Here is a 20,040-nt window from a genome sequence, read left to right on the forward strand (position 1 = left end):
CTCGCAGTATTAATAATCAGCTAAAATCTCAAAGTAAGATATTATCTAAATAGCTCTAAAATATTATGGATAAAGGTGAGTAACATACCTAAAAAATCCATTATTCCCGCAATCAGTAAACGCATCATCATATCTAATTTGTAATAAATAATATAAACAATAGCAAAAGAGGACACTAAATAGATCCTCTCTGCATTCTTTTATCGTCTTTTATTTTAAATGCTGAAAAATTAGTTGGCCAATGTTGGCGATGGTGGTATTGAGTTCCGCCATTGGTTTTCCCGTTTGGGCTAAATAAATACTGATCATGATTGGCTGCTTACCTTGCTGCCAAACAGCTGCAGTAATGCCGCGTGAACCATATGTACTGTCATACCCTGAACGATCTGCAATGTGCCAGCCAGCGGGTAGAACAGCACGAAGTAAGGGATCAGAGACTTTATTGTCCATCATCCATTGCTTTAACTGCTTGCGAGCACTTGTTGATAACGCATCTGTATATAGAAGATGATATAAGGTTGAATTTATTGCGATAGGGGTAGTGGTATCGCGCAGTTCCGCAGTACTGACATTATTAACATTAGGCTCGATTCTATCAAGACGTGTGATTTTGTCATCAAGGGTACGAATAAATTGCGTGACACTCTTAGGCCCACCAATATTATTAAGCACAAGGTTAGCAGCAGTGTTATCACTGGTTAACATGGTTGCATTACATAATTGAGCCAATGTCATGCTGGTACCAACACGATCAGTTGTGACTGGCGCATAGCTTAAAATATCACTTTGTTTAATTGTGATAGCCTGGTTTAAGTCAATACGTTGAGTATCAGCCTGATGTAATAGGTCGGCACAGGCTAAGGTTTTAAAAGTACTCATCATTGGCACACGCTGTTCGCCATGGTAGTTCCAACTTGTATTGGTATTGGCGTTATATACAGCGACAGCGACTGTGCCTCCTAGTTGGTGCTCGATTTTCGCTAGCTCGGGGCTAATCTGGCTTATTTGTGCTGATGCTAACTGGCTAAAAGAGAGTAGCAGCGTGCTAGTGATAATGCGCAGCTTCATAAACAATGCTCTGATGTTAATAATTGGAGCTGAATTGTACTTAATAATTCGATGATGCGAACCAAGATAGATGACAATAGTGTAATAATAGGTAAGGAATGTATTTGTTATGAACTTTTTGCTTAAAAAATGGCTAGTTAGAACTTTTTTGTGTTTTTTTGCTTTACAGTTGCGGCTGAGAACTATAATATTCACCGCAATTACGGAGAGATGGCTGAGTGGTTGAAAGCACCGGTCTTGAAAACCGGCATACGTTTATAGCGTATCTAGGGTTCAAATCCCTATCTCTCCGCCAAATTTAATTGTTGAGCTTAGGCTTTACAATAAAAAAGAAATTAGTGTGCCGACTTAGCTCAGTAGGTAGAGCAACTGACTTGTAATCAGTAGGTCACCAGTTCGACTCCGGTAGTCGGCACCATTAAATTTCGGTGGGATTCCCGAGTGGCCAAAGGGAGCAGATTGTAAATCTGCCGGCACTGCCTTCGAAGGTTCGAATCCTTCTCCCACCACCATAATTTGAAAAGATACATCGCAGGTATCGTATAATGGCTATTACTCCAGCCTTCCAAGCTTGAGATGCGGGTTCGATTCCCGCTACCTGCTCCAAACAATTCCCTCTTAGTTCAGTTGGTAGAACGGCGGACTGTTAATCCGTATGTCACTGGTTCAAGTCCAGTAGAGGGAGCCAAATAGAGAAGCCCGCAAGCAATTGCGGGCTTTTTTACGTCTGGAGAAAATAGCCTGCAAATCGTGTTGTGTCCAAACGGTGACCAAAATGGTGACCACCGTTTGTAAATGGAGCTAATGGAGCTTAAGTTAAGTTTTTATTTATAACACGTTATACAAGCACCGCCGCCTTCAACATCATCATAAATCTCATCCATGCTTAATGTCTCGATAAGTTGCTCTTCATCAACCATTGCATGCATACCAAGTTTTCTATTTCGTTCTCTTAGTTTTTTCTTTTCAAAACGCTTAAGTGATTTCTCATGATTTTCTTTGATTTGTGCAATACGAGCAGGATCTTCTAGCGTTGTTAATGGCTCGTTAGGTCCCATCCAATAGAATGTTTCACCATTAGCACTGGTATCTGCCTGTTTTTCAAATGCCTTTGCTTCTTCAAAAGCATCTGGGTAACGTTCCATTAAGCGTATCCATTCAATTTTTCGCTGGAAGAAACAGAATGTACAGCCAGAACGAGATCGCCATTCATAATACTTAGGTAAACCTATTCCAGCACTTTCAAGAATAGAAAGTACACCTGCTTTTTTTATGCCATCTTCCGCAAAAGGCATTTTTATAGTTAGGCTCTTTTGTGATTCATTTGGTTTATAGCCATCACGCCAAGGCTCATCTGCTCGTATACCAACATATGAAATGACCTCATAGCCATCATCAAGAAAAGGCTTAATCCAGCGCTCGAAGGGCTCCAGTTTCATACGAATCGTACACCAACGCTGTCGTCCAGAGGGTAAGAAATTGTTGTGTTCCACTAGAAGCTTATCAAAAACTTTTACGTCGTTATTAACAAATCGTTCTGTATGATTAATATGTAGAACATTTTTTCCTAAAAGGCTTTCTAGTTCTTCAATGAATTCATAGACCTCTGGAAGCTCATAACCTGTATCGGTAAAAAAGTAGTCGATATCAATTTCAGGGTATTCTCTCGCCATATAAATTGCGAGTGCTGCACTGTCTTTACCACCAGATAGGCCTAAAACATGTTTAACTTTTTTGTTTGTGCTCATGACTAATGCCTATATCTTAGCTTTGTGCCACTAATGCTTCTTTTAGTAACCGATGTAGAACATCAATTCTTTCAAACTCAGAAAGTGTTGCTAGTTCTACTTGAATAGCATTCTTTGTTTCTTCTGTAAGAGGGTTGTTTGTTAACTTAATTTCTTTTGTATAGTTTATAAGTCCATTTGTTTCTTCTAAAACAAGAGAAATGTTTTTGGTTTCAATTTTGTTTTGCACTTCTGTAGTTCGGGTTACCTGACTTGCTTTTACAATGCGTAAAAAGTCTTGTGCATAATCACTAATTTTTTGCTCTGCAGTCAGTAAGTTGGTCTCATTCCAGTTTTGAATGCCACGACCAACGACAACAGCAATAAGAGACTCTAGCCATTTAAGACCAAATTCCTGGCTCTTACCGAGCTCTCGAGCAAAGGATTTTAATCGTAAATCTCCGGATTTTTCTTCTACAACTTGGCACATGTTGATTAATTTATCCCCAGTTTCTGGAAATAATTGTTTAATCTTTGAATTCATGTGGCTAAGCATTTTTTCATGCGCTGCTTTTAAAATAGTCACACATTTTTCAATTTCATCAACACGTTCAATAAATGTCATTTTATTATCAGGGTCAATGACTTGAACTATTTTCTTAATAAGAAGCTCATGAGGGTCATTTGCTTGTAAAAAGGCATCACGTAAACGTAATACTTTTTTATTCAATGCGCTATCATCGTGAACTAGGTTATTTGCATTTTTAACCCAATAGGATAAGCCGTGCATCGTTGTTACGAATGGAGTAGCTACTGATAATAAATTAGTAGTAACAGAACGTGTTGTTAGTGTTGCCGCATAAGATGCAAGTAATTGCAACCATTCCTTATCTTGGTCTTCTAATTTAATGAATTTAACAGCAAGCTCTTTGGGCGATTTTTGTAACTTATGGACGTAGTCGATATCAGGCTCTGAAATGAATTCAAAATCACCTGACATAACTTTTTCATAAAAGGCAATATCTTGTCCCAGTGTTTGTAAGTAGGCAAATACTAGAATAGGAAATACACCACTGCTTAAACCGTAAGGCGCACTTGACCATATTGATTCAATATCACCGAGATTGATTTTGCTGCCTGCATTATCACTTAAATAATCAGTGGTTGTTTCAAATAAACCTTTGAGCTTAGATGGCATTTTTTCTGTAGACCACTGCCATTCGCCATCCTTTTCAATATGTAGGTTTGTGCTTTTTAAACAACTTATATACATTGACATTTCTGGTGGGAAACCAGTAATACCTAAGTGTTTTTCATCACTATAGTCAAGCATCGCTTCTAGTAACTTTTTACGAGCTGAGACTGCTGTGCCGGAGAGCTTATTGCGGTTTACTAGTTCATTCAAGATACTTGGACTTTTAAAATAAATGTCGTCAGCTAGATCACTTGCTATTTCACTAAGGGGCAATAATTTTTGCTTTGAGCCTCTCGTGAACCAAAAGGAATAGGTAAACCCTTCATCAATTGCTGCCCAAAGCATTTTATTTGCATCAGAAAGACGACTTTCATATTCTTTTTGAGCAACTTTGTCGTGGACTAACGTTGACCCAATATCTTTGTCAGCTTTAATTAGCTCTAATGCATACACTTCTTTTGCATAAGTTTGGATTTCAGATGCGTTAAATGCATTCGCTAATGCTATTGTTGAGTTGTTTTTTGTAAATACGCTTAATTTATCGTCATCAATAGGAGAGGTTAATAAGATAAAGTTAGCAAATTCACCTTTTTGCAGGAAGTTGATTTTACCTAGATCTATGCCATCTAAATGTTGAAGTAATGATTGTTCTGCCCAACGTAAACTACCAAAAGTATGATAATGACCTTTAGCAATGATTTGTTTAGAGAATTTAATATTCTCTATAGCTTCATTACTATTGGTTAATTGCTCTATCTTGTCTTCAAGGAGTGCTGGAATATCTAAATCACTACCTTCAAAAATAACCCATGATGATTGGTATTTACGATAAATAATGGCAGAAATATTTTGTAAGCTAGAAAGGTGCTCTCTCAACTCTAAAGCGTCGTTAATCCCTACAGCTGCTTGTAATGTTAATTCTGTCGGGTATAACTTAGCGGCCTTACCGAACAGAGAAATTAGCGCTATTGATTTTAATATATTTAGTGTTGTTTCTGGCACATCAATACGATTGATCACTTCAGAGGCTTCAGCCCAACCACGTCCATCAGGGGAGCCTAAGATGGCATGCTCTAAGTTGGTTTCTAAGTAATCCCATAAATGATGTAAACTATAGCGTTCATTACAATCACTATGGTTTTTTAAAAACATTTGGAAGCTATACTGTTCATGTGAATTTAAGAATCCAAATGTACTACGTTCATTTTGGCTGAATCGACGCTTAGATATAGGTCCAAGAATAAGTGCAACTAATGGATGCAATGGTGCTACATTATGTAAACGTGCTGATAATTGCTCTATGCGATTTTTATTATTGTCTAAAGAGGCGATAGCATTCAAAGTCATATCGATATAGGCAGTAGTATCTTTACTTACCGCTTCCGAAGGAACGATTGATTGTGCAATTAGTGCGATAGTTTCGTCAGTAGAAACATTGTATGGGATGTCAGCGTATCGACCTTGAATTTTCCCCCATTCTTCCTGAAGTTTTGTTCCGCGATCTTTCGCATATTCGCTAAATGCTTGGTGTAGTAAACCAAGGAAGATAACAGGTGTGTTAACACGTCCTAATACTTCTGCTAAATCTTGGAATAAGTGTAGCTCTCCTTTGCTTTTATTTATGTATTCAAGTGTTTTTCCCATTTCATCAGCAAGAATTAGCACACCATCAACAAATGGTTTTACTTCTTCAAACAATGATTCCCAATGGGAGATAAGCTCAGCTTCATTTTTTGGTGTTATCTTTTGGTATTTATTTGTTAGATCTGCCGTATTAGGGTGATCTTTTAGTGCATTGAGAGTAGCATCCCAAAAAACATCTATAGGAGTATTTACTCCTCCAACTGAACAAATTTGCAGCCATCCTTTATTGTAAGGAATGCTTTTATTGAGTAGTTTTTGAGTTTGGTTATTAATCGTTTGACGAGCAGCATCGTAAATAGCTTTGTCTGCATTAAGTAGACCTGTAAGTAATAAAGCTATTGTAGATTTACCTGACCCATAAGGGCCTGTTAGTGTATAAGCACTTTGGTCTGTTTGTTCAAATTGACGTAATAAAGTTTCTAATGCTGTTTGTGCTGTACCGTGATATACAAGACCCGAGAAAAACTCTACCGATAAGTCACTATCAATACGTGTTGAACGTTGATGTCTAACTGCAATTGAATATTGTTCCGCTAAAGTCATAATTATCTCTGGTAGTAACTATCTAAGTATATGCTTGGTTCTACTTTATGTAGATTTTCAAAATGGTGTTGGATTTGCTTCAAACCTTGAGTATCAGTCCAAGCGATCTTTCCTTGAGTGAGAACTTCTACTTGATCTAACTTTTCGCTAAGGCCGTTAGATGTTAACCGGAAAATTTTGCCCGGTGAACCAACATCATTTAGTAAGCTATCAAAGGAAAGTGTAGTTTCATCACTCTTGATTTCACCTGAACTGTTTTTTTGCTTTTTCTGAAAAAAATCAATTAATGCAAATGTAAACACTTCAATAGGAAGTGATTTTCTTTCTGCTAATTCAGCTAAGTAATGTTTTGAGTCAACCTGAACTAGCAGACCTAACTCGGTAAAAGGTGAAGTGAAACTATCCTCATTTACTTTCATACTTGAAGTGTATTTAGATGCGTAAGTTTGAAAAAAACAATCAATATCTTTTTTTAATGTAGCTTCAGTTAACTCTTTATTATGATGTACTAACGACAGGTTAATATCTTTAGCTAGTTGCATTTTGTCACTGCGAATACCATTAAAATAATTGAAAAACCAGCGAGCAGTGTTGAGTTCTGCATTTTCTGTAGGAATACTTTGCGTCAGCCAATGAAGTAGCCATACAGTTCCAATCTTATCTATATACTCGTCATAAGCCGACTGTTTGTTATTATTAACAAACAGTCGCTGTGCTAAATCGGTTAATTCATAAGTTTGATTTTTTTTGTCTGTACAAGTGACCAAGTTTAGTATGCGAATCCAATGCCTTATAGAAAGAACCATGTTCTTACCCATCCCCATTTCTAGCATTTGCTTTTCTAATTTATCAGTACTAGAAATAGAGGAGCCATTATTAACTTGTTGAATTATTTTATAAATCCAGCCATATCGGATAGGAAATGTTTGATGCCCTGAGAATTTTAGGGTGCTCGATTCGATAGTCAATGTACTTACCTTAGTCGTTTGGAGATTTTATCCAAGCGCGATTCTAACAAAGTGCTTAAGTGCATAGTAGAATTTAATAGCTAAATGTTAAATAACATAATAGTGCTCACAGATATGCAATAAATTGATATGCATGGTTTGTAGTGTGTGCTAAAAAGACTGCATTTAAATTGTGGTTATTTAGGGTAGCTTTCTATGCAAAAGTCATTGGATATTTTTAAAGCAGAGCCTCAATCTGTTTTTGACGTGCTTTGTGATAAAAAAAATACAGGCTTTTATATGCCGGCATATCAACGACCATATTCATGGGAAGAGACGCATATTAGAGATCTTTTTTCTGATTGCGAAAATGTATTTAGAAATCTTCTAGAATCACCTGACGCAATAATATTTTTAGGTTCAATCCTTAGCGTTGATGATAGCGGCGCAACAACTATTTTTCCTATTGCTAAAAGACAGATACCTACTCATATTAAGTTGATAATTGATGGTCAACAACGTTTATCGACGTTGATGTTAATTATTTTATGTTTGAATGAAAGGCTACGTGTGCTTTTACCAAATTTAAAAAAAAGCATTGAAACTGAAGATAATGATGATGCTTTAGATACTCTTGAGAGTTTAAGAGAGATTGTTTCTCAGCTCATAATTGATACTTCTAATTTTTCTATTGAAACAACAGCTGAACATACTGTGTATAAATATTTTCCTAAAATTATACGTTCTCAAGTTGATTGTTGGGGAAAAGATGAGAATAAAGCTGTATATGAAAGTCCTATATCACAGCTTTTGATTACGTATCAACGACATGTGATAGAACAGTCTGAGAGTGTAACTTTCAAACCCTTAGATTTATCTTTAATGAGTGATTCTGATTCAGCTAAACGAGTAGTAAATAATATTAAAGAAATAAGAAAACAGCTTAATTGTGTTCAAGATGGCTTTGAGTTTAAGTTGCCTGACGGAGATATTGAAGAGAAGTTAACAATTAATGATTTTCTTGATAAGGAAACATTGGATTTATGTCTAGATTTTCCTATTGATGCTGATTTATTAAGTGTAGCTGAGAAAAATAAAAAAATTGAGCAAATAGTATATATTGTTGCTTTCACAAAGTTCCTTTTACATAGAGTTTGCTTGACTTACGTTGAAGTCAATAATGAATCATATGCTTTTGATATGTTTGAAGCACTTAATACTACAGGCGAACCTTTAACGGCAATTGAAACATTTGTACCAAAAGTAATTGAGTATATAGGGATTAAGCGCAAGGATGGGGAACTGGAAGAAAATCTTAAGTTATCTTTAGCTACTTTGAATTCAATTACAGATAGGTTTGAGAATATCATAAAAAGCAAAGAAAAAAATGATAAGACAAAGGCCTTAATTCTAGCTTTCGTTCGCGCTTACCAAGGAAAAGTAAAAGTTACAAGTTTACGTGACCAGCGAGACGCAATGTTAAAAAGCTATGAGAACTGTAGTTATGGAAATAAAGATGATTATTTAAATTATTTGGCTGTTACATCTGAGTTTTTATTTGATCATTGGCAAGCTGAAATACCCGATGTAAAGAAATTAGTTGTTGATAAAGAGCGTGATATATCGAATGTATGTTTACGTTATTTGGTTGATATGAAGCATGATATTGTCCTTAGCTTATTAGTTCAATTTATCTTACAAGATAAGAAATACGAAAATACAGGCACGGAGTATTCAAGTTTTGAGGCAGTGTTAAAAGCTGTAACTGCGTTCAGTATTCTTTGGCGAGCAATGAGTGGTGGTGCTGACGGTATTGATGGGGTTTATAAAAAACTTCATGAAAAAGGTATTGATGGCTATAAAGCTTATAAATTAAGTAATGGAACTTTAGATTCAGAGCAATTTAGTGTTGATGCAATAAAGACCTTCTTTAAGAAAGAACTTGCCGATAAAATTGATAGTAAAGGTTCACTTAAAGATAAAGTGCTTGATAAGTGGATTGATATTTGTTCTAAACAACAAATGTTGACTAAATCAAAAAGTATTAAATTGTTGGTTTTAGCTGCTTTTAATAACTTAGAGTTGAAAAGTACAGGTTTTGAGCGCGTAGATAGGATTGATACACAATACATGACCCCTTTGATGTGGGAGCTTATTTCTAATAAAGACCGCATTAAGAGAGTTTATAGCGGTTCAAAAGAGGCCTTGAGAAAATGGAATAATTCAGATATTTCAGATCCTCAAGTGTACAATAAGTTAGGGAATATTCTTGTTGATGCTCGAAATAGTGTTTCTCAAAAATCACAAGAGTCTTGGTATGATCTTAAGCAGCATATGCTTGAAGCTCTCAATAATGAATCTATAAAAGAAATTAATACTATCTTACGTAATGAAGGTGACTTATCTGAAAGCGCTAGAAAGAATGTATCAATTCTTATGCTTGAAAAGAAATATTCTGAAATAACCTGGGCTGATAATTGGGATAAAACTGCTATTGATGAACGTACAGAAGTACTGTTAATGAACGCATGGTTAAATTTAAGTCAATGGTTAGATTGGGAGTAAACTATGCTGTTTTCGTGCATAGGTCTCAAAGAAAAGTACGATTCAGACGAAGATGATATTTTATCTAGTTTTCATATACCTTTATTAGGTGTAGCAGCGCGATATGATCGCGCTGTTGGTTATTTTTCATCTGAAGTTTTATCTGCTGCAGCTGAGGGGGTAGAGAGATTTATTTCTTCGGGTGCAAAAATGCGTCTGATTATTGGTGACCCTTTATCTGATTGTGAATATGAAGCCGTAATGGATGGGATAAAAAACCCTATAAATTTTCGAACTGATGAATTGACTAATATTTTATTAGAATCTAATGATCGAAACTTAAAACTGTTGAGGTATCTCGTTGCGAAAGAACAGTTAGAAATAAAGTTTGCATTTACTCATCAAGGTATGTTTCATAAAAAAGTAGGGATTTTCTATCAAGATGACGAAACAGTGGTATTTAGTGGCTCTGCTAATGAAACATTACGTGGCCTTTCAAAATATAATTCTGAAGAAATTGTTGTCTTCTTTAGTTGGGATCAAGATAGTTTTCATAAATATGCTCAAATTGAAATAGATAATTTTAACGCATTATGGAGCAATAATAAAAAGAGAACGAAAGTAGTAGAACTTGATTCATTTTTTTATAAAAATATTCAGTCCAACATAGATTTAGAACTTTTGAGTAAAGAACTTTTTTCTAGAGATTTATATTTAGATCTACAGAAAAAAGAAAATAATGTTGAACCAATTTTTAAATATAGCTTTTCTAAATCGATTCAAAAGTTAATAACAGTTGATATTGATTCGAAGCTTCCAAGTAAACCTATAATAGTAAAAGGACGATCTTTTCAGTTGTTTCCTCATCAAATAGAAGCAATTGATAATTGGAAACGTGCCAAACACAAAGGATTGTTTAAATTAGCTACTGGTTCAGGAAAAACGTTTACATCTATTTCAGCACTTGTAGAACTTTATGAAGAAAGAAGGAAAGCTGGATTTGGGACCTTTGTTGTTATCAGTGTTCCTTATATAGAATTAGCTAATCAGTGGGTTAAAGAGTTATCTCCATTTAATATATCGCCAATAAAATGTTATGAGAATACAAATAACTGGATTTCGTTATTAGACAAGAAAATTTTACGTTTTCGCTGCGGTGGAATTCCATTTGTATGCGTTGTTGTTGTTAATAAGACGATGTCAGATATTCACTTTCAGTCTCGTATTTGTAAAGTAAATAATGATGATATTTTATTTATTGGTGATGAGTGTCATCATTTAGGAACCCTTGGCTATTTTGAATCTTTGCCTAATGCAAAGTACCGTATAGGTCTCTCGGCTACTCCTTTTAGAAGTGAAGATGATGAGATAGAGGGCTCTCTATTCCCTGATATTGTGAAAGATAATTTGATGTCATATTTCAAAGGTGTAGTTAGTGAGTACACTCTTAGTGATGCAATAAGAGATGGCATATTAGCGCCTTATCGATATGAGTTAGTACCAGTATACTTTAATGATGAAGAACAAGAACTTTATGAAGATTACTCGTTAAAAATTCAGAGACTAATACTTAAAGCTAAAAGTAGTGGGTTAAATAATGAAGAGCAACAAACACTTACAAAGTGGTGTGGATTTAGATCGAGGTTGCTAGCAACATGTGAAGGTAAACTTCCAGCATTGTTAGCCTATTTTAAAAAAAATAATCAGTTGTCTCTAGCGCATTCGCTTATTTACGTGGGGGAAGGTAAAGCATCTAGTGACGATCAGACATATATTACTAAAGTTACTAATTCATTACATGAATTCGGATGTAGGGTTGCGAAGTTTACATCACAAGAGACGAGTAATGAGCGTAAGAGAATCATGGAAAGTTTTAGAAATAAGACTATTGAATCTCTTGTTGCTATGAAAGTATTGGATGAAGGGATAGATGTCCCTGTATGCAAAAGTGCTTTTATATTAGCAAGTACACGAAATCCTCGACAATATGTCCAACGACGAGGACGTGTATTAAGAAAGTCTGAAGGTAAAAGTGAAGCTTTGATAGTTGATTTTATTGTATTACCGATGCCTGGTAGTTGGAGTTCATTTAGTAATAATTTACGAAAAGCTGAGCTTGATAGAATTAATGATTTTAAGTTAACGGCTTTGAATTCAAAGGAAGTTGAAGAAAGGGCTATTCAGTTAGAGGTATATTAAATGGATTTGAAAGCATTTAAAGCTTTGTTACAGGAAGCAGATAGAGAAACTCAGACTGCTCATCATGATTATTCTAAAAAGTCAAATGTACATAAAGCAGCGTTGCAAATTATGACATTAGAAAAAGAAATTTATTATGGTGATGTAGCACATGGTCGTCATATTCAAAAAATTAAAGAAATCGTAGAAATTAATGCGGAAGATATTGTAAATGAAGCTAATTAGACTTGAAATTAATAATTTTCGCCAATTCTATGAAAAACAAATAATCAATTTTGCTATCGGATCTGAAAAAAGTGTAACACTTATTCATGGTGAAAATAATGGAGGAAAAACTGCGCTACTTAATGCTTTACGTTGGTGCCTTTATGAGGAAACAACAGAGAACTTACTTGATGCTAATAATTTATTAAATAAACATGCAGCAAGCAAAGGCGTTAATACTTTTAGTGTTTTCTTACAGCTTGAACATGATGGTCGTCTTCTTGAAGTCCGAAGAATTCAATCACGGACAAGTGCTAAAAGTAACTTACAAGTATATGAAATTGAAGACGGTTGCTATGTTGAACAGCCTGAAAACAACCCAAATTCATTAATTAATACTTTTTTACCTATAGAAATGTCTCAATATTTCTTTTATCAAGGAGAAGGAACAGGAACTTTAAATAGTCAAAATAATTTTTCTCATATAAAAGATGCTATTGATAAAGTATTAGGTTTAACTGTAGCAAATATGACAGTTAAACATTTAAATAAAATAAAAACAGGCTATCAAAAAGAATTAAAACAATATGATACAAGCAATGAAATAGATACATTGTTATCGAATAAGGATGTTATAGAAAACAGTTTAAAAAGAGACGAAGTTGAACTTATACGGAAGAAAGAAGAGCTAGATGTTTCTGAAAAAGAATATGAAAATCAGATAGCTAAATTTTCACGTTTTGATAAAACAGTGATTGAAGAAAAAATAAAAACCCGAAGTCAATTAGAAACTTTAAAAGTAAGCCATCAGAGAAATCTAAATAAATTACAGGATAATAAATTAAAACAAACGGTTAATTGGGCATTGTCAACATATTCTGATAAATTATCAAAGTTTGAACCAAGTTCTATAAATACTGAAGAGTTAAATAAATCTCTTAAATATTCAGTGGATAAGCAATTATTAAGTGAAATACTAAATAATCAAGAATGTATTTGTGGTTCAAGCATTCATGTAGATAGTGCGGCATCAAAAATTATAGAGGAGTTAGGAAAATATGCAGTAGATCCCGATTTAAAGAGGCGTTGGTCAACAATTATTAAGTTGAAAGAGAAGATGAAAAATAGTAAATCTCCTCGTGATTTAATGAAAAAAATGCTTGATGATATCGATGATACAGAGGATCATATTTATGATCTTGATTCTAAAATTAACGAATTGAGTTTAGTTATAGTTGACTCTGACCTTGATGATATAAAATCCATTGAGAGAGAGAAAGAGTCGGTGAAGGCTAAATGTGATATCCTAAATCGTCAAATACCTCTGTTAGAACAACAGATTAAAAAAAAGAAAATAGATATAAAAGATATTGATATCCGAGTGTCACGAGCATCTTTTAGTCAACCTAAAGCTGTTAAGGTAAGAAACTTAATTCTAGCGACGGATAAGATTGCGGAATTATATGAGGATGCGATTAAATCTTCTAAAAAAGACGTTGATGGTGTTATTTTAAATAAAATGCAAACTTTATTTAATGAAGTCGCATTTAATGGTTATACCGTAGCAAAAAATACTAATGTAAAAAATAATAGTTTCACATGGGTAATTGTTGATACGTATGGTAAAAAAGTTGCTGCTGGGAATGGATATCAAGCAATGTTATCTATTTCTTTTATTGTTGCTTTAATCCAATTTTCAAAAGATAGAGTAAATAACAAACAGCATCTATTAACACCAGGGACAATAGCTCCATTTATTGCTGATTCCATTTTGGCATTTATTGGTCCAGATAATGGACGTGAATTAGTTCGTTATATAGCTGAGAACGTTGAACAGTCTGTATTTATGTTTTCGCAAGCACAATGGACAGAAAGTCATACGGATAAAGGTATTCGGAAAAAAATCGGGAAAGAATATAATTTAGTACAACATACTGTTTTGACAAAGGATGAATTTAAAGGTCAATACCCAACCAATTTATCTGTTCAAGGTAAAATGTATGACGTCGTGCGCTTTGGAAGTGATTTTGATATGGTTACTATAGAAGAGGTATCAGTAAATGGCTGATGTAATTGATTGGCGGAAGTTACCTGTTCGTCGCGATTGTCGTTTTGAAAAATTGGAAGAAAAGTTTTGTTCAACTAAAGGAGCATCGTCAGCAATATTTAGTACGGTTAAGGAACTAATGGTATTTGCAGCATTGGTTGGTGTTCAGTTGGGTAAGTACGAGCCGATAGCATCGAAAGTTAACACTATCCCTATATTACTTGATACATATTCATCAACAAATCATGATGCTTATATATATCTTATCGCTTTACTAAAAGAGCCTTCGTTAGAAATAATAAAAAGTGAAAATCTTAGAGATGCAATTGGAATATTTGAAGGGTACTGTAATGGTGGTTTAAAGCATATTGATAACTGGATTATTGATAATATTAGTGAGCCTATCATCGCTAACGTTCTATTTGATAAAACTTTTAAATATTTAACAGAAAATGAATAATTATTTCGATTATGCAGCATCAACACCAGTATCTGAAGTAGTATTAGATGCTATGTCATTTTGGCAAACAGATAATTTTGCTAATTCGTCTTCTAGTCATATTGAAGGACGAAAAGCATCTGAAGCTATAGATGAAGCTCGTAAGATAATTGCAAAAAAAATAGGCGCAATGCCTAGTGAGATAATTTTTACTAGTGGTGCTAGTGAAGCTAATAATATGGCCTTAAAAGGAATAGCATTTAAGTACTTAAATGAAAAATGTCATATTATAACATCTCTTATTGAACATAAATGTATCCTTAATACCTGTAATTTTCTTGAAAAAATTGGTTTTGAAATTACTTATATTTCACCAAATGAGCACGGTGAGATATCTACTGATGCGATAAAAAAAGCAATTCGTGAAGATACAAAGTTAATATCGATCCATCATGTTAATAATGAACTAGGAACAACGCAACCAGTTGCAGATATTGGAGCAATTGCTTTTGAACACGATATTATTTTTCATACCGATGCAGCACAAAGCTTTTGTAAGCTAGATATAGATGTTGATGATATGGATATTGATATGTTGTCTTTATCTGGCCATAAAATTTATGGGCCAAAAGGAATTGGTGCTCTTTATATAAGGGATGCCCGAAATTCTGAGATTGTACCCTTAATTCATGGAGGTGGTCAGGAGCTGGGGTTACGAGGGGGCACTTCTCCAACGGCATTGATCGTTGGCTTTGGCTCGGCAGTTGAGAACTTTCCTAAAGAAGCATCAAAGAAGCAGAATTTTTTTGAACAACTGATAAAAGGCTACAAGTTTGTTAGGAATAGCAGCTCAAGCTCCTTGCCTACAATTTGGAACATAACTTTTAACAGTGATAATGAAATTAAGCGGTTTAACCTTGAGAATAATTGGTTAATATCTCAAGGCTCAGCATGTAATACTATGTCGAACACGCCTTCGCACGTGCTCAACGCAATTGGTTTATCTGATGAGCAAGCTAGGCGAACTTATCGTATCAGTTTGCCTCCTTTTAAGTGTTATTAAGTTACGTTTACGAGTTTAAAGTTTATTACTTTCTTATGCATTTTGTTTAGTTGCATATCATACACACTTCGATTGATTAGCACTTCTTTATTCATATCAATTTCTAAGAGCTTCGATAAACGTTTATCGAAGCTCATTTGTTGTGTAAAAATAGTGTTATTTTGAGCTATAAATAAGTGTTTGTTTAGTAAAGGCGGTCTACGATTCTCATCAATATAATCGAAGAAGTCGATATCTTGCTCTGCCATCTTAATTTTAATACGCTCAACTAAGAATGGCACTGATTTATCAAAATCATCATAAGCGGTAAGAGTTAGCTTGCCAGATCTAATATGAATTTTGATTAGATCAATATCGTTCTCAAGTTCACCATACATCTGTAACGCTGCACCAACATAAACACGCAATAATACTGGTAGTTCATCAATAAAATCACGATGAAAGATCAGTGAATGACTGTCGTTTAATAAACTTGCAGACATAGTTTTATGTGCTTTCTTACATTGAGTGTTGATTAATTCAGTATCAGCAATCGCGAATAAAAGCTCTGTTGCTAGATTAATAGCGGTGATATATTCATCAAAAAATGCTTTGATATCTCGTTTTAATACTTCTGGTTGTTGTGTGTAAGGTTTACGTTTTTCAAATAACCCCATTGCAAAGTAGAGTAATAAATCCTCTTTGCGATTTTTTTCTGCTTGTTCAAACTCTTCAGTATCAAACATATCTTGTAGTAGATTGAATACCTTTTTGTGTGAGCCAATGAGCTCTCTGATTTTTCCTGATTGCTTAAATTCTTCATTAGCTGGAATACGGCCAAGATCTAAGCAGGTATGCCAAAAATCATCAAATAGCTGCTGATGTTGAGTGATTAGTAATTTAGCTTTATCTTTGGCATCTACTGGCTGAGGCGATGTGAGTTGCTGCCATGTATGATGACGTTTATATTTTTGTTGAAGATAACTTTGCTCTGCTAGTTTATCTTTGAAGATATAAAAAATACCGGGGGCAACAGCTATTGCTTCTTCTTGTAAATTTCGTTCAATGTATGCTTTGATTTCTGATTGCGCATAATATTTTTGAAATGTATTACGAGAAGTAATAACACCATCTTTGTATGATTTAAATTGTGCAATGTAGCTGTCATTAGCAAGCATTACCGATACCACAAGTAAGCTAGCGGTTAATTCCCACGCACTTAGCAATGCTGCTAAACGTTCATCTTGATCTTCAATAACGTTAAGTACAAAGCCTAAGTTAACGATATCTGAAGGTGTTTTATCGTTATCTGGCTGAAAATTAGGATCCCAGCCGATAGCATCTACTCCGTGGGCTTCAAGCTCCCTGAGATCATCTCCTCGACCGCAACCATAGTCAAAAATAGAATATTCACCGTTTAAATAACCATTTTTAACTAATGTTTTCATAGGCGCTGAAAGATCGTGCCGTACTATAGCTGTTTTATGTCGGTCTATATTTGGCTCATCAACAGATGGATTAACAGCAGAGGATCTGAATAATCTTCCATCGACTAACTCATAACCGTGTCTTTCTATAATATTGTGCCAAGAACGTTTGAAACCAATAATACGAGTATTTTCATATAAGCCTGCATTTTCACCTTCTTGAGTAATATTTTTAAAATGTTTAAAGTGCGGGTTACTCGGTGTGATCATGGTTTCTTTACGATGCAAGATAGGCGGATTATCTGAGTTACTGTAATCAGTTACCTTATGTGTGAGCTTAACTAAATTGATATTTACACTTTGTTGTAGGGCGGGGTAAGACTCTGAATAAAAAGTAGGGTAACTTAACAGCGATAGTCGAAATTCTTTCTTATAAAGCTTTACCAGATCCCATTCGCTAACTTTAACAGCTTGAGCAACGGCTGGAATAAAATTCTGTAATGAGTCAGATACTTCAATAAGGGCATCTTTATGAAGATATACAGCATCAGGTAATTGTTTGCCTATTTTTAGTTGTGATATAAGCTCTTTAAATAGTGCTGCATTCATATTTCATCCTTAAATTTTGCAGTTAAGTAGTTATCTTTATTATATCTTTTTCTTGGATAACGTAAGCCTGTTTTTGGTGATGGCAACATGTATTGAATAAAGTGGTTATTGTCTGGGCCAATGCTGACATGAAGTGGTTTATTATTGGCATAGAAGTAAATACGGTCAAAGGGTAAGTGCTGCACGATATATTTTGCAATAACGCCCATATTTTCTTCAAATCCCTCGACGATAAAATCACAGGCTAAACCTCCACGTTTGCAGATAAGATTTCCTCGACTATTCACTTCATGACTAGTGTGTTGATCTAAAGTGGGTGCGGTGTGTTGAGGGGATAATTTTTGTACTTTTTTATAAAGTTCAAAAGATGTGAAGCCATAGGTAATAGTTGTGAGACCAAAATGTTGTTCAATAGGTATTAGGATTTGTGTTTTATAATCATCAATCATTCTTTTGGTTTCGTTAGTAATTGGATCATTGTTATTAGTTAATTGCCACTCAGGATGACGTTGTTGATACCAGTTTATGATTGAGTTTTTCATTTTTTTTCTTTTATTATTAATGGCTAATGATTAGTTGAAGTATAACAAAAGTAATTTTTTGTTAGTGAGAATATTAGAGAGAAACTTGAAAGCAGTGTTCGAATTTAGTGTGTTATTTCGGATACTGTTTGTAATTTTCAGCCGAACAAGGGGTAAACAATTTACGTGATTATTTATTATTGATATCTGTATGTATTGTCCGGAAAAAACGACCGTATATTTCGGACAGATAAGCAAGACATTATGGTGGAAATTAGGTGATGTTACATATCTTCGTTAGGCTTATTTGTAGTTATAAACCGAACAAGAGCAAAAACGCTTTTTTGATGAAGCGGTATTATCACTGCCTCATTTACCGTTAACGTGTCGCAATTTTGATGATGTGTTTGAAGCGATGGGATTACAAGTTAATGGTGTCAAAAGTCGATTACTTGTTGGTGAGTGGTAACGAAGAAATAAAATATATCACAGGTCGTAGAGTGGCGTTGTATGACACTTACAAAAACCGCCTTACTCACTTAATGTTTAAAGGATTAAGGCGGTTTTTAGGTCGATTATGCAAATATCTGGCTAATAAATAAAAACACACTCACAAGCATCGTCATAGTGCTATATTTCGAGACTTGCTTCACGGTTAGTTTAGTGAGCTTTGGTGCAAAAAGATTAACTAAGATACTGATATTACAAAAAATGAAGACACCATAGGTTTTTATATCTATATCGTGAGTTTTCAATAATTTTATTTGCGCTAAAATTAATATCACATTGAATGTAATACTAAGTACTCGCGTTATTTGAAATTGTGGTGTTTTAAATTCATTTTTTGAGTCACTTTCACTGGCTTTGATGAGGTCGTTATCTGGTTGACTCATTAATATTACTTCCTGATATAAAAAGGTTCATTGTTGCTCTGCTCAATAATAATAGCGTTAATGGTGAGTGCGAGTGAGCAACCGATTTTTAAATCGTAATACCATAATTGCACAGCAGCCAAGGTTGTGCAATTGCCGCCAAAGCGAACTTAACTTGCATTAAATTGGTTAATGCTGATTACGTTGCTGCTTTTTCTTCGCCAGTTTTTCTGCGCGTCGTGCTGTTCGATGATGGGTACTTTCTTCACCAATATGTTGTTCACCTCTAGCGATAGCTAAAGATATTTGTTTTTCACGTTCTCGAAAGCGTGCAAGTTGTTGTGGTGAGTGTTGGCCATGACACTTAGGACAACTGACACCTTGCTCGTATAAATCGGATTGTTTATCTGCGGCAGTAATGGGTAATCGACAGGCATTACAAATATCATAATCGGCTTGTTCTAATTGATGATTAACTGCAACTCGGCCATCAAAGACATAACAGTCACCTTGCCATAAGCTGTCTTGTTGTGGGACTTCTTCGAGGTATTTTAAAATTCCGCCTTCAAGATGATAAACCTCTTCAAAACCTTGTTGCTTCATATATGCAGTAGATTTTTCACACCGAATACCACCAGTACAAAACATCGCGACTTTTTTATGTTTAGCTGGATCCATATTGTTTTTAACGTAATCAGGAAATTGAGTGAATGTATTGTAGCTCCCAAGGTAAAATGTCTCTTTTCTGCAAAGCTAAAATGTCCTGTTTTTCTATAGTGATCAGTATCTGCTGATCAATTTGAGTTAAACAAAATATGTTGGTTACCATGAATGACAAAGAGATATTTCGCTTAGGTACAATTCGTGATGTTTGTGAAAAACGAATCAAACGTAAAGATGCTGCACAGCTTCTTAATGTCAGTGTTCGTCAGGTTCAACGATTAATAACACGCTATCGAGATCTTGGTGCTGTTGGTTTGGTTCATCAACGTCGCGGACAATCACCAGGCAA

Annotated in this window: 13 protein-coding genes, 5 tRNA genes and 2 pseudogenes; 13 read left to right on the forward strand and 7 right to left on the reverse strand. The window is 34.7% G+C overall.

Translation table 11 applies throughout. The features are described from left to right. Positions 1–210: 210 nt before the first annotated feature. A complete protein-coding gene (gene bla / locus G6R09_RS05365; protein ID WP_065168705.1) occupies positions 211–1,068 on the reverse strand; it encodes a class A beta-lactamase in 858 nt (285 codons plus the stop codon). Positions 1,069–1,272: 204 nt separating this feature from the next. Between bla and G6R09_RS05370 the strand changes: the two genes are divergently transcribed. The 5 genes from G6R09_RS05370 to G6R09_RS05390 all read left to right on the forward strand — a co-directional run bounded on the left by G6R09_RS05370 (position 1,273) and on the right by G6R09_RS05390 (position 1,756). Continuing rightward, positions 1,273–1,363 (forward strand) — tRNA-Ser (locus tag G6R09_RS05370). 47 nt (positions 1,364–1,410) lie between these two features. Continuing rightward, positions 1,411–1,486: transfer RNA gene (locus G6R09_RS05375), tRNA-Thr, on the forward strand. A gap of 9 nt (positions 1,487–1,495) precedes the next feature. Further along, positions 1,496–1,580: transfer RNA gene (locus G6R09_RS05380), tRNA-Tyr, on the forward strand. 19 nt (positions 1,581–1,599) lie between these two features. Next, positions 1,600–1,674: transfer RNA gene (locus G6R09_RS05385), tRNA-Gly, on the forward strand. A gap of 6 nt (positions 1,675–1,680) precedes the next feature. Continuing rightward, positions 1,681–1,756: transfer RNA gene (locus G6R09_RS05390), tRNA-Asn, on the forward strand. 136 nt (positions 1,757–1,892) lie between these two features. Here G6R09_RS05390 and G6R09_RS05395 read toward each other — a convergent pair. From G6R09_RS05395 to G6R09_RS05405, 3 genes are read right to left on the reverse strand one after another with little or no spacing between them, the layout of a single operon-like run. Next, positions 1,893–2,816 (reverse strand): phosphoadenosine phosphosulfate reductase family protein, encoded by a 924-nt coding sequence (locus G6R09_RS05395; RefSeq protein WP_065168706.1) that lies wholly within the window; start codon positions 2,814–2,816, stop codon positions 1,893–1,895. A gap of 16 nt (positions 2,817–2,832) precedes the next feature. Next, on the reverse strand, positions 2,833–6,177 hold the full coding sequence (locus G6R09_RS05400; protein WP_163920970.1) for a hypothetical protein: 3,345 nt from the start codon (positions 6,175–6,177) through the stop codon (positions 2,833–2,835). Positions 6,178–6,179: 2 nt separating this feature from the next. Then, entirely contained in the window at positions 6,180–7,145 is a 966-nt protein-coding gene (locus G6R09_RS05405) for a DUF4007 family protein (protein ID WP_082955764.1), read from the reverse strand. Between the two features lie 195 nt (positions 7,146–7,340). Between G6R09_RS05405 and G6R09_RS05410 the strand changes: the two genes are divergently transcribed. From G6R09_RS05410 to G6R09_RS05435, 6 genes are read left to right on the forward strand one after another with little or no spacing between them, the layout of a single operon-like run. Next, positions 7,341–9,689, forward strand: a complete 2,349-nt coding sequence (locus tag G6R09_RS05410) for a DUF262 domain-containing protein (RefSeq protein WP_107272711.1) — start codon at positions 7,341–7,343, stop codon at positions 9,687–9,689. A gap of 3 nt (positions 9,690–9,692) precedes the next feature. Continuing rightward, entirely contained in the window at positions 9,693–11,867 is a 2,175-nt protein-coding gene (locus G6R09_RS05415) for a DEAD/DEAH box helicase family protein (RefSeq protein WP_065168708.1), read from the forward strand. Beyond that, positions 11,868–12,092: a CxC ATPase DNA modification system associated small protein gene (locus G6R09_RS05420; RefSeq protein ID WP_065168709.1), complete on the forward strand. Its 225-nt coding sequence runs from the start codon at positions 11,868–11,870 to the stop codon at positions 12,090–12,092. Next, positions 12,079–14,139, forward strand: a complete 2,061-nt coding sequence (locus G6R09_RS05425) for an AAA family ATPase (RefSeq protein ID WP_163920973.1) — start codon at positions 12,079–12,081, stop codon at positions 14,137–14,139. The genes G6R09_RS05420 and G6R09_RS05425 overlap by 14 nt, the downstream gene beginning before the upstream one ends. Further along, a complete protein-coding gene (locus tag G6R09_RS05430; protein ID WP_065168711.1) occupies positions 14,132–14,578 on the forward strand; it encodes a hypothetical protein in 447 nt (148 codons plus the stop codon). Before G6R09_RS05425 ends, G6R09_RS05430 begins: the two co-directional genes overlap by 8 nt. Next, on the forward strand, positions 14,571–15,620 hold the full coding sequence (locus G6R09_RS05435; protein WP_065168712.1) for a cysteine desulfurase family protein: 1,050 nt from the start codon (positions 14,571–14,573) through the stop codon (positions 15,618–15,620). The genes G6R09_RS05430 and G6R09_RS05435 overlap by 8 nt, the downstream gene beginning before the upstream one ends. On the opposite strand, the gene G6R09_RS05440 is transcribed toward G6R09_RS05435, so the two are convergent. Both G6R09_RS05440 and G6R09_RS05445 read right to left on the reverse strand, forming a co-directional pair. After that, positions 15,617–17,635, reverse strand: coding sequence for a DNA phosphorothioation-associated putative methyltransferase (locus G6R09_RS05440; RefSeq protein WP_065168713.1), 2,019 nt, complete (start codon positions 17,633–17,635; stop codon positions 15,617–15,619). The two genes, G6R09_RS05435 and G6R09_RS05440, sit on opposite strands and share 4 nt — an antisense overlap. After that, on the reverse strand, positions 17,632–18,177 hold the full coding sequence (locus G6R09_RS05445; protein WP_082955765.1) for a hypothetical protein: 546 nt from the start codon (positions 18,175–18,177) through the stop codon (positions 17,632–17,634). Before G6R09_RS05445 ends, G6R09_RS05440 begins: the two co-directional genes overlap by 4 nt. A 310-nt stretch (positions 18,178–18,487) precedes the next feature. Between G6R09_RS05445 and G6R09_RS19905 the strand changes: the two are divergent. After that, positions 18,488–18,625, forward strand: a pseudogene (locus G6R09_RS19905) (methyltransferase type 12); the annotation flags it as partial. A 592-nt stretch (positions 18,626–19,217) separates the two neighbouring features. Here G6R09_RS19905 and G6R09_RS05450 read toward each other — a convergent pair. Then, positions 19,218–19,742: pseudogene (locus G6R09_RS05450) on the reverse strand (rhodanese-like domain-containing protein); the annotation flags it as partial. A 113-nt stretch (positions 19,743–19,855) separates the two neighbouring features. Between G6R09_RS05450 and G6R09_RS05455 the strand changes: the two are divergent. Continuing rightward, a partial coding sequence (locus tag G6R09_RS05455; RefSeq protein ID WP_163920976.1) for a helix-turn-helix domain-containing protein occupies positions 19,856–20,040 on the forward strand: 185 nt, incomplete at its 3' end.

It is taken from the genome of Photobacterium sp. Alg240-V54 (assembly GCF_900537155.1).
Classification (GTDB): Bacteria; Pseudomonadota; Gammaproteobacteria; order Enterobacterales; family Vibrionaceae; genus Photobacterium.

Bases quoted from the DNA above. Each gene is read 5' to 3' on its own strand.
- G6R09_RS05435 (WP_065168712.1), top strand. From the start codon at position 14,571: ATGAATAATTATTTCGATTATGCAGCATCAACACCAGTATCTGAAGTA.
- G6R09_RS05425 (WP_163920973.1), top strand. From the start codon at position 12,079: ATGAAGCTAATTAGACTTGAAATTAATAATTTTCGCCAATTCTATGAA.
- G6R09_RS05430 (WP_065168711.1), top strand. From the start codon at position 14,132: ATGGCTGATGTAATTGATTGGCGGAAGTTACCTGTTCGTCGCGATTGT.
- G6R09_RS05400 (WP_163920970.1), bottom strand. From the start codon at position 6,177: ATGACTTTAGCGGAACAATATTCAATTGCAGTTAGACATCAACGTTCA.
- G6R09_RS05410 (WP_107272711.1), top strand. From the start codon at position 7,341: ATGCAAAAGTCATTGGATATTTTTAAAGCAGAGCCTCAATCTGTTTTT.
- G6R09_RS05440 (WP_065168713.1), bottom strand. From the start codon at position 17,635: ATGAATGCAGCACTATTTAAAGAGCTTATATCACAACTAAAAATAGGC.
- G6R09_RS05395 (WP_065168706.1), bottom strand. From the start codon at position 2,816: ATGAGCACAAACAAAAAAGTTAAACATGTTTTAGGCCTATCTGGTGGT.
- bla (WP_065168705.1), bottom strand. From the start codon at position 1,068: ATGAAGCTGCGCATTATCACTAGCACGCTGCTACTCTCTTTTAGCCAG.
- G6R09_RS05420 (WP_065168709.1), top strand. From the start codon at position 11,868: ATGGATTTGAAAGCATTTAAAGCTTTGTTACAGGAAGCAGATAGAGAA.
- G6R09_RS05445 (WP_082955765.1), bottom strand. From the start codon at position 18,177: ATGAAAAACTCAATCATAAACTGGTATCAACAACGTCATCCTGAGTGG.
- G6R09_RS05415 (WP_065168708.1), top strand. From the start codon at position 9,693: ATGCTGTTTTCGTGCATAGGTCTCAAAGAAAAGTACGATTCAGACGAA.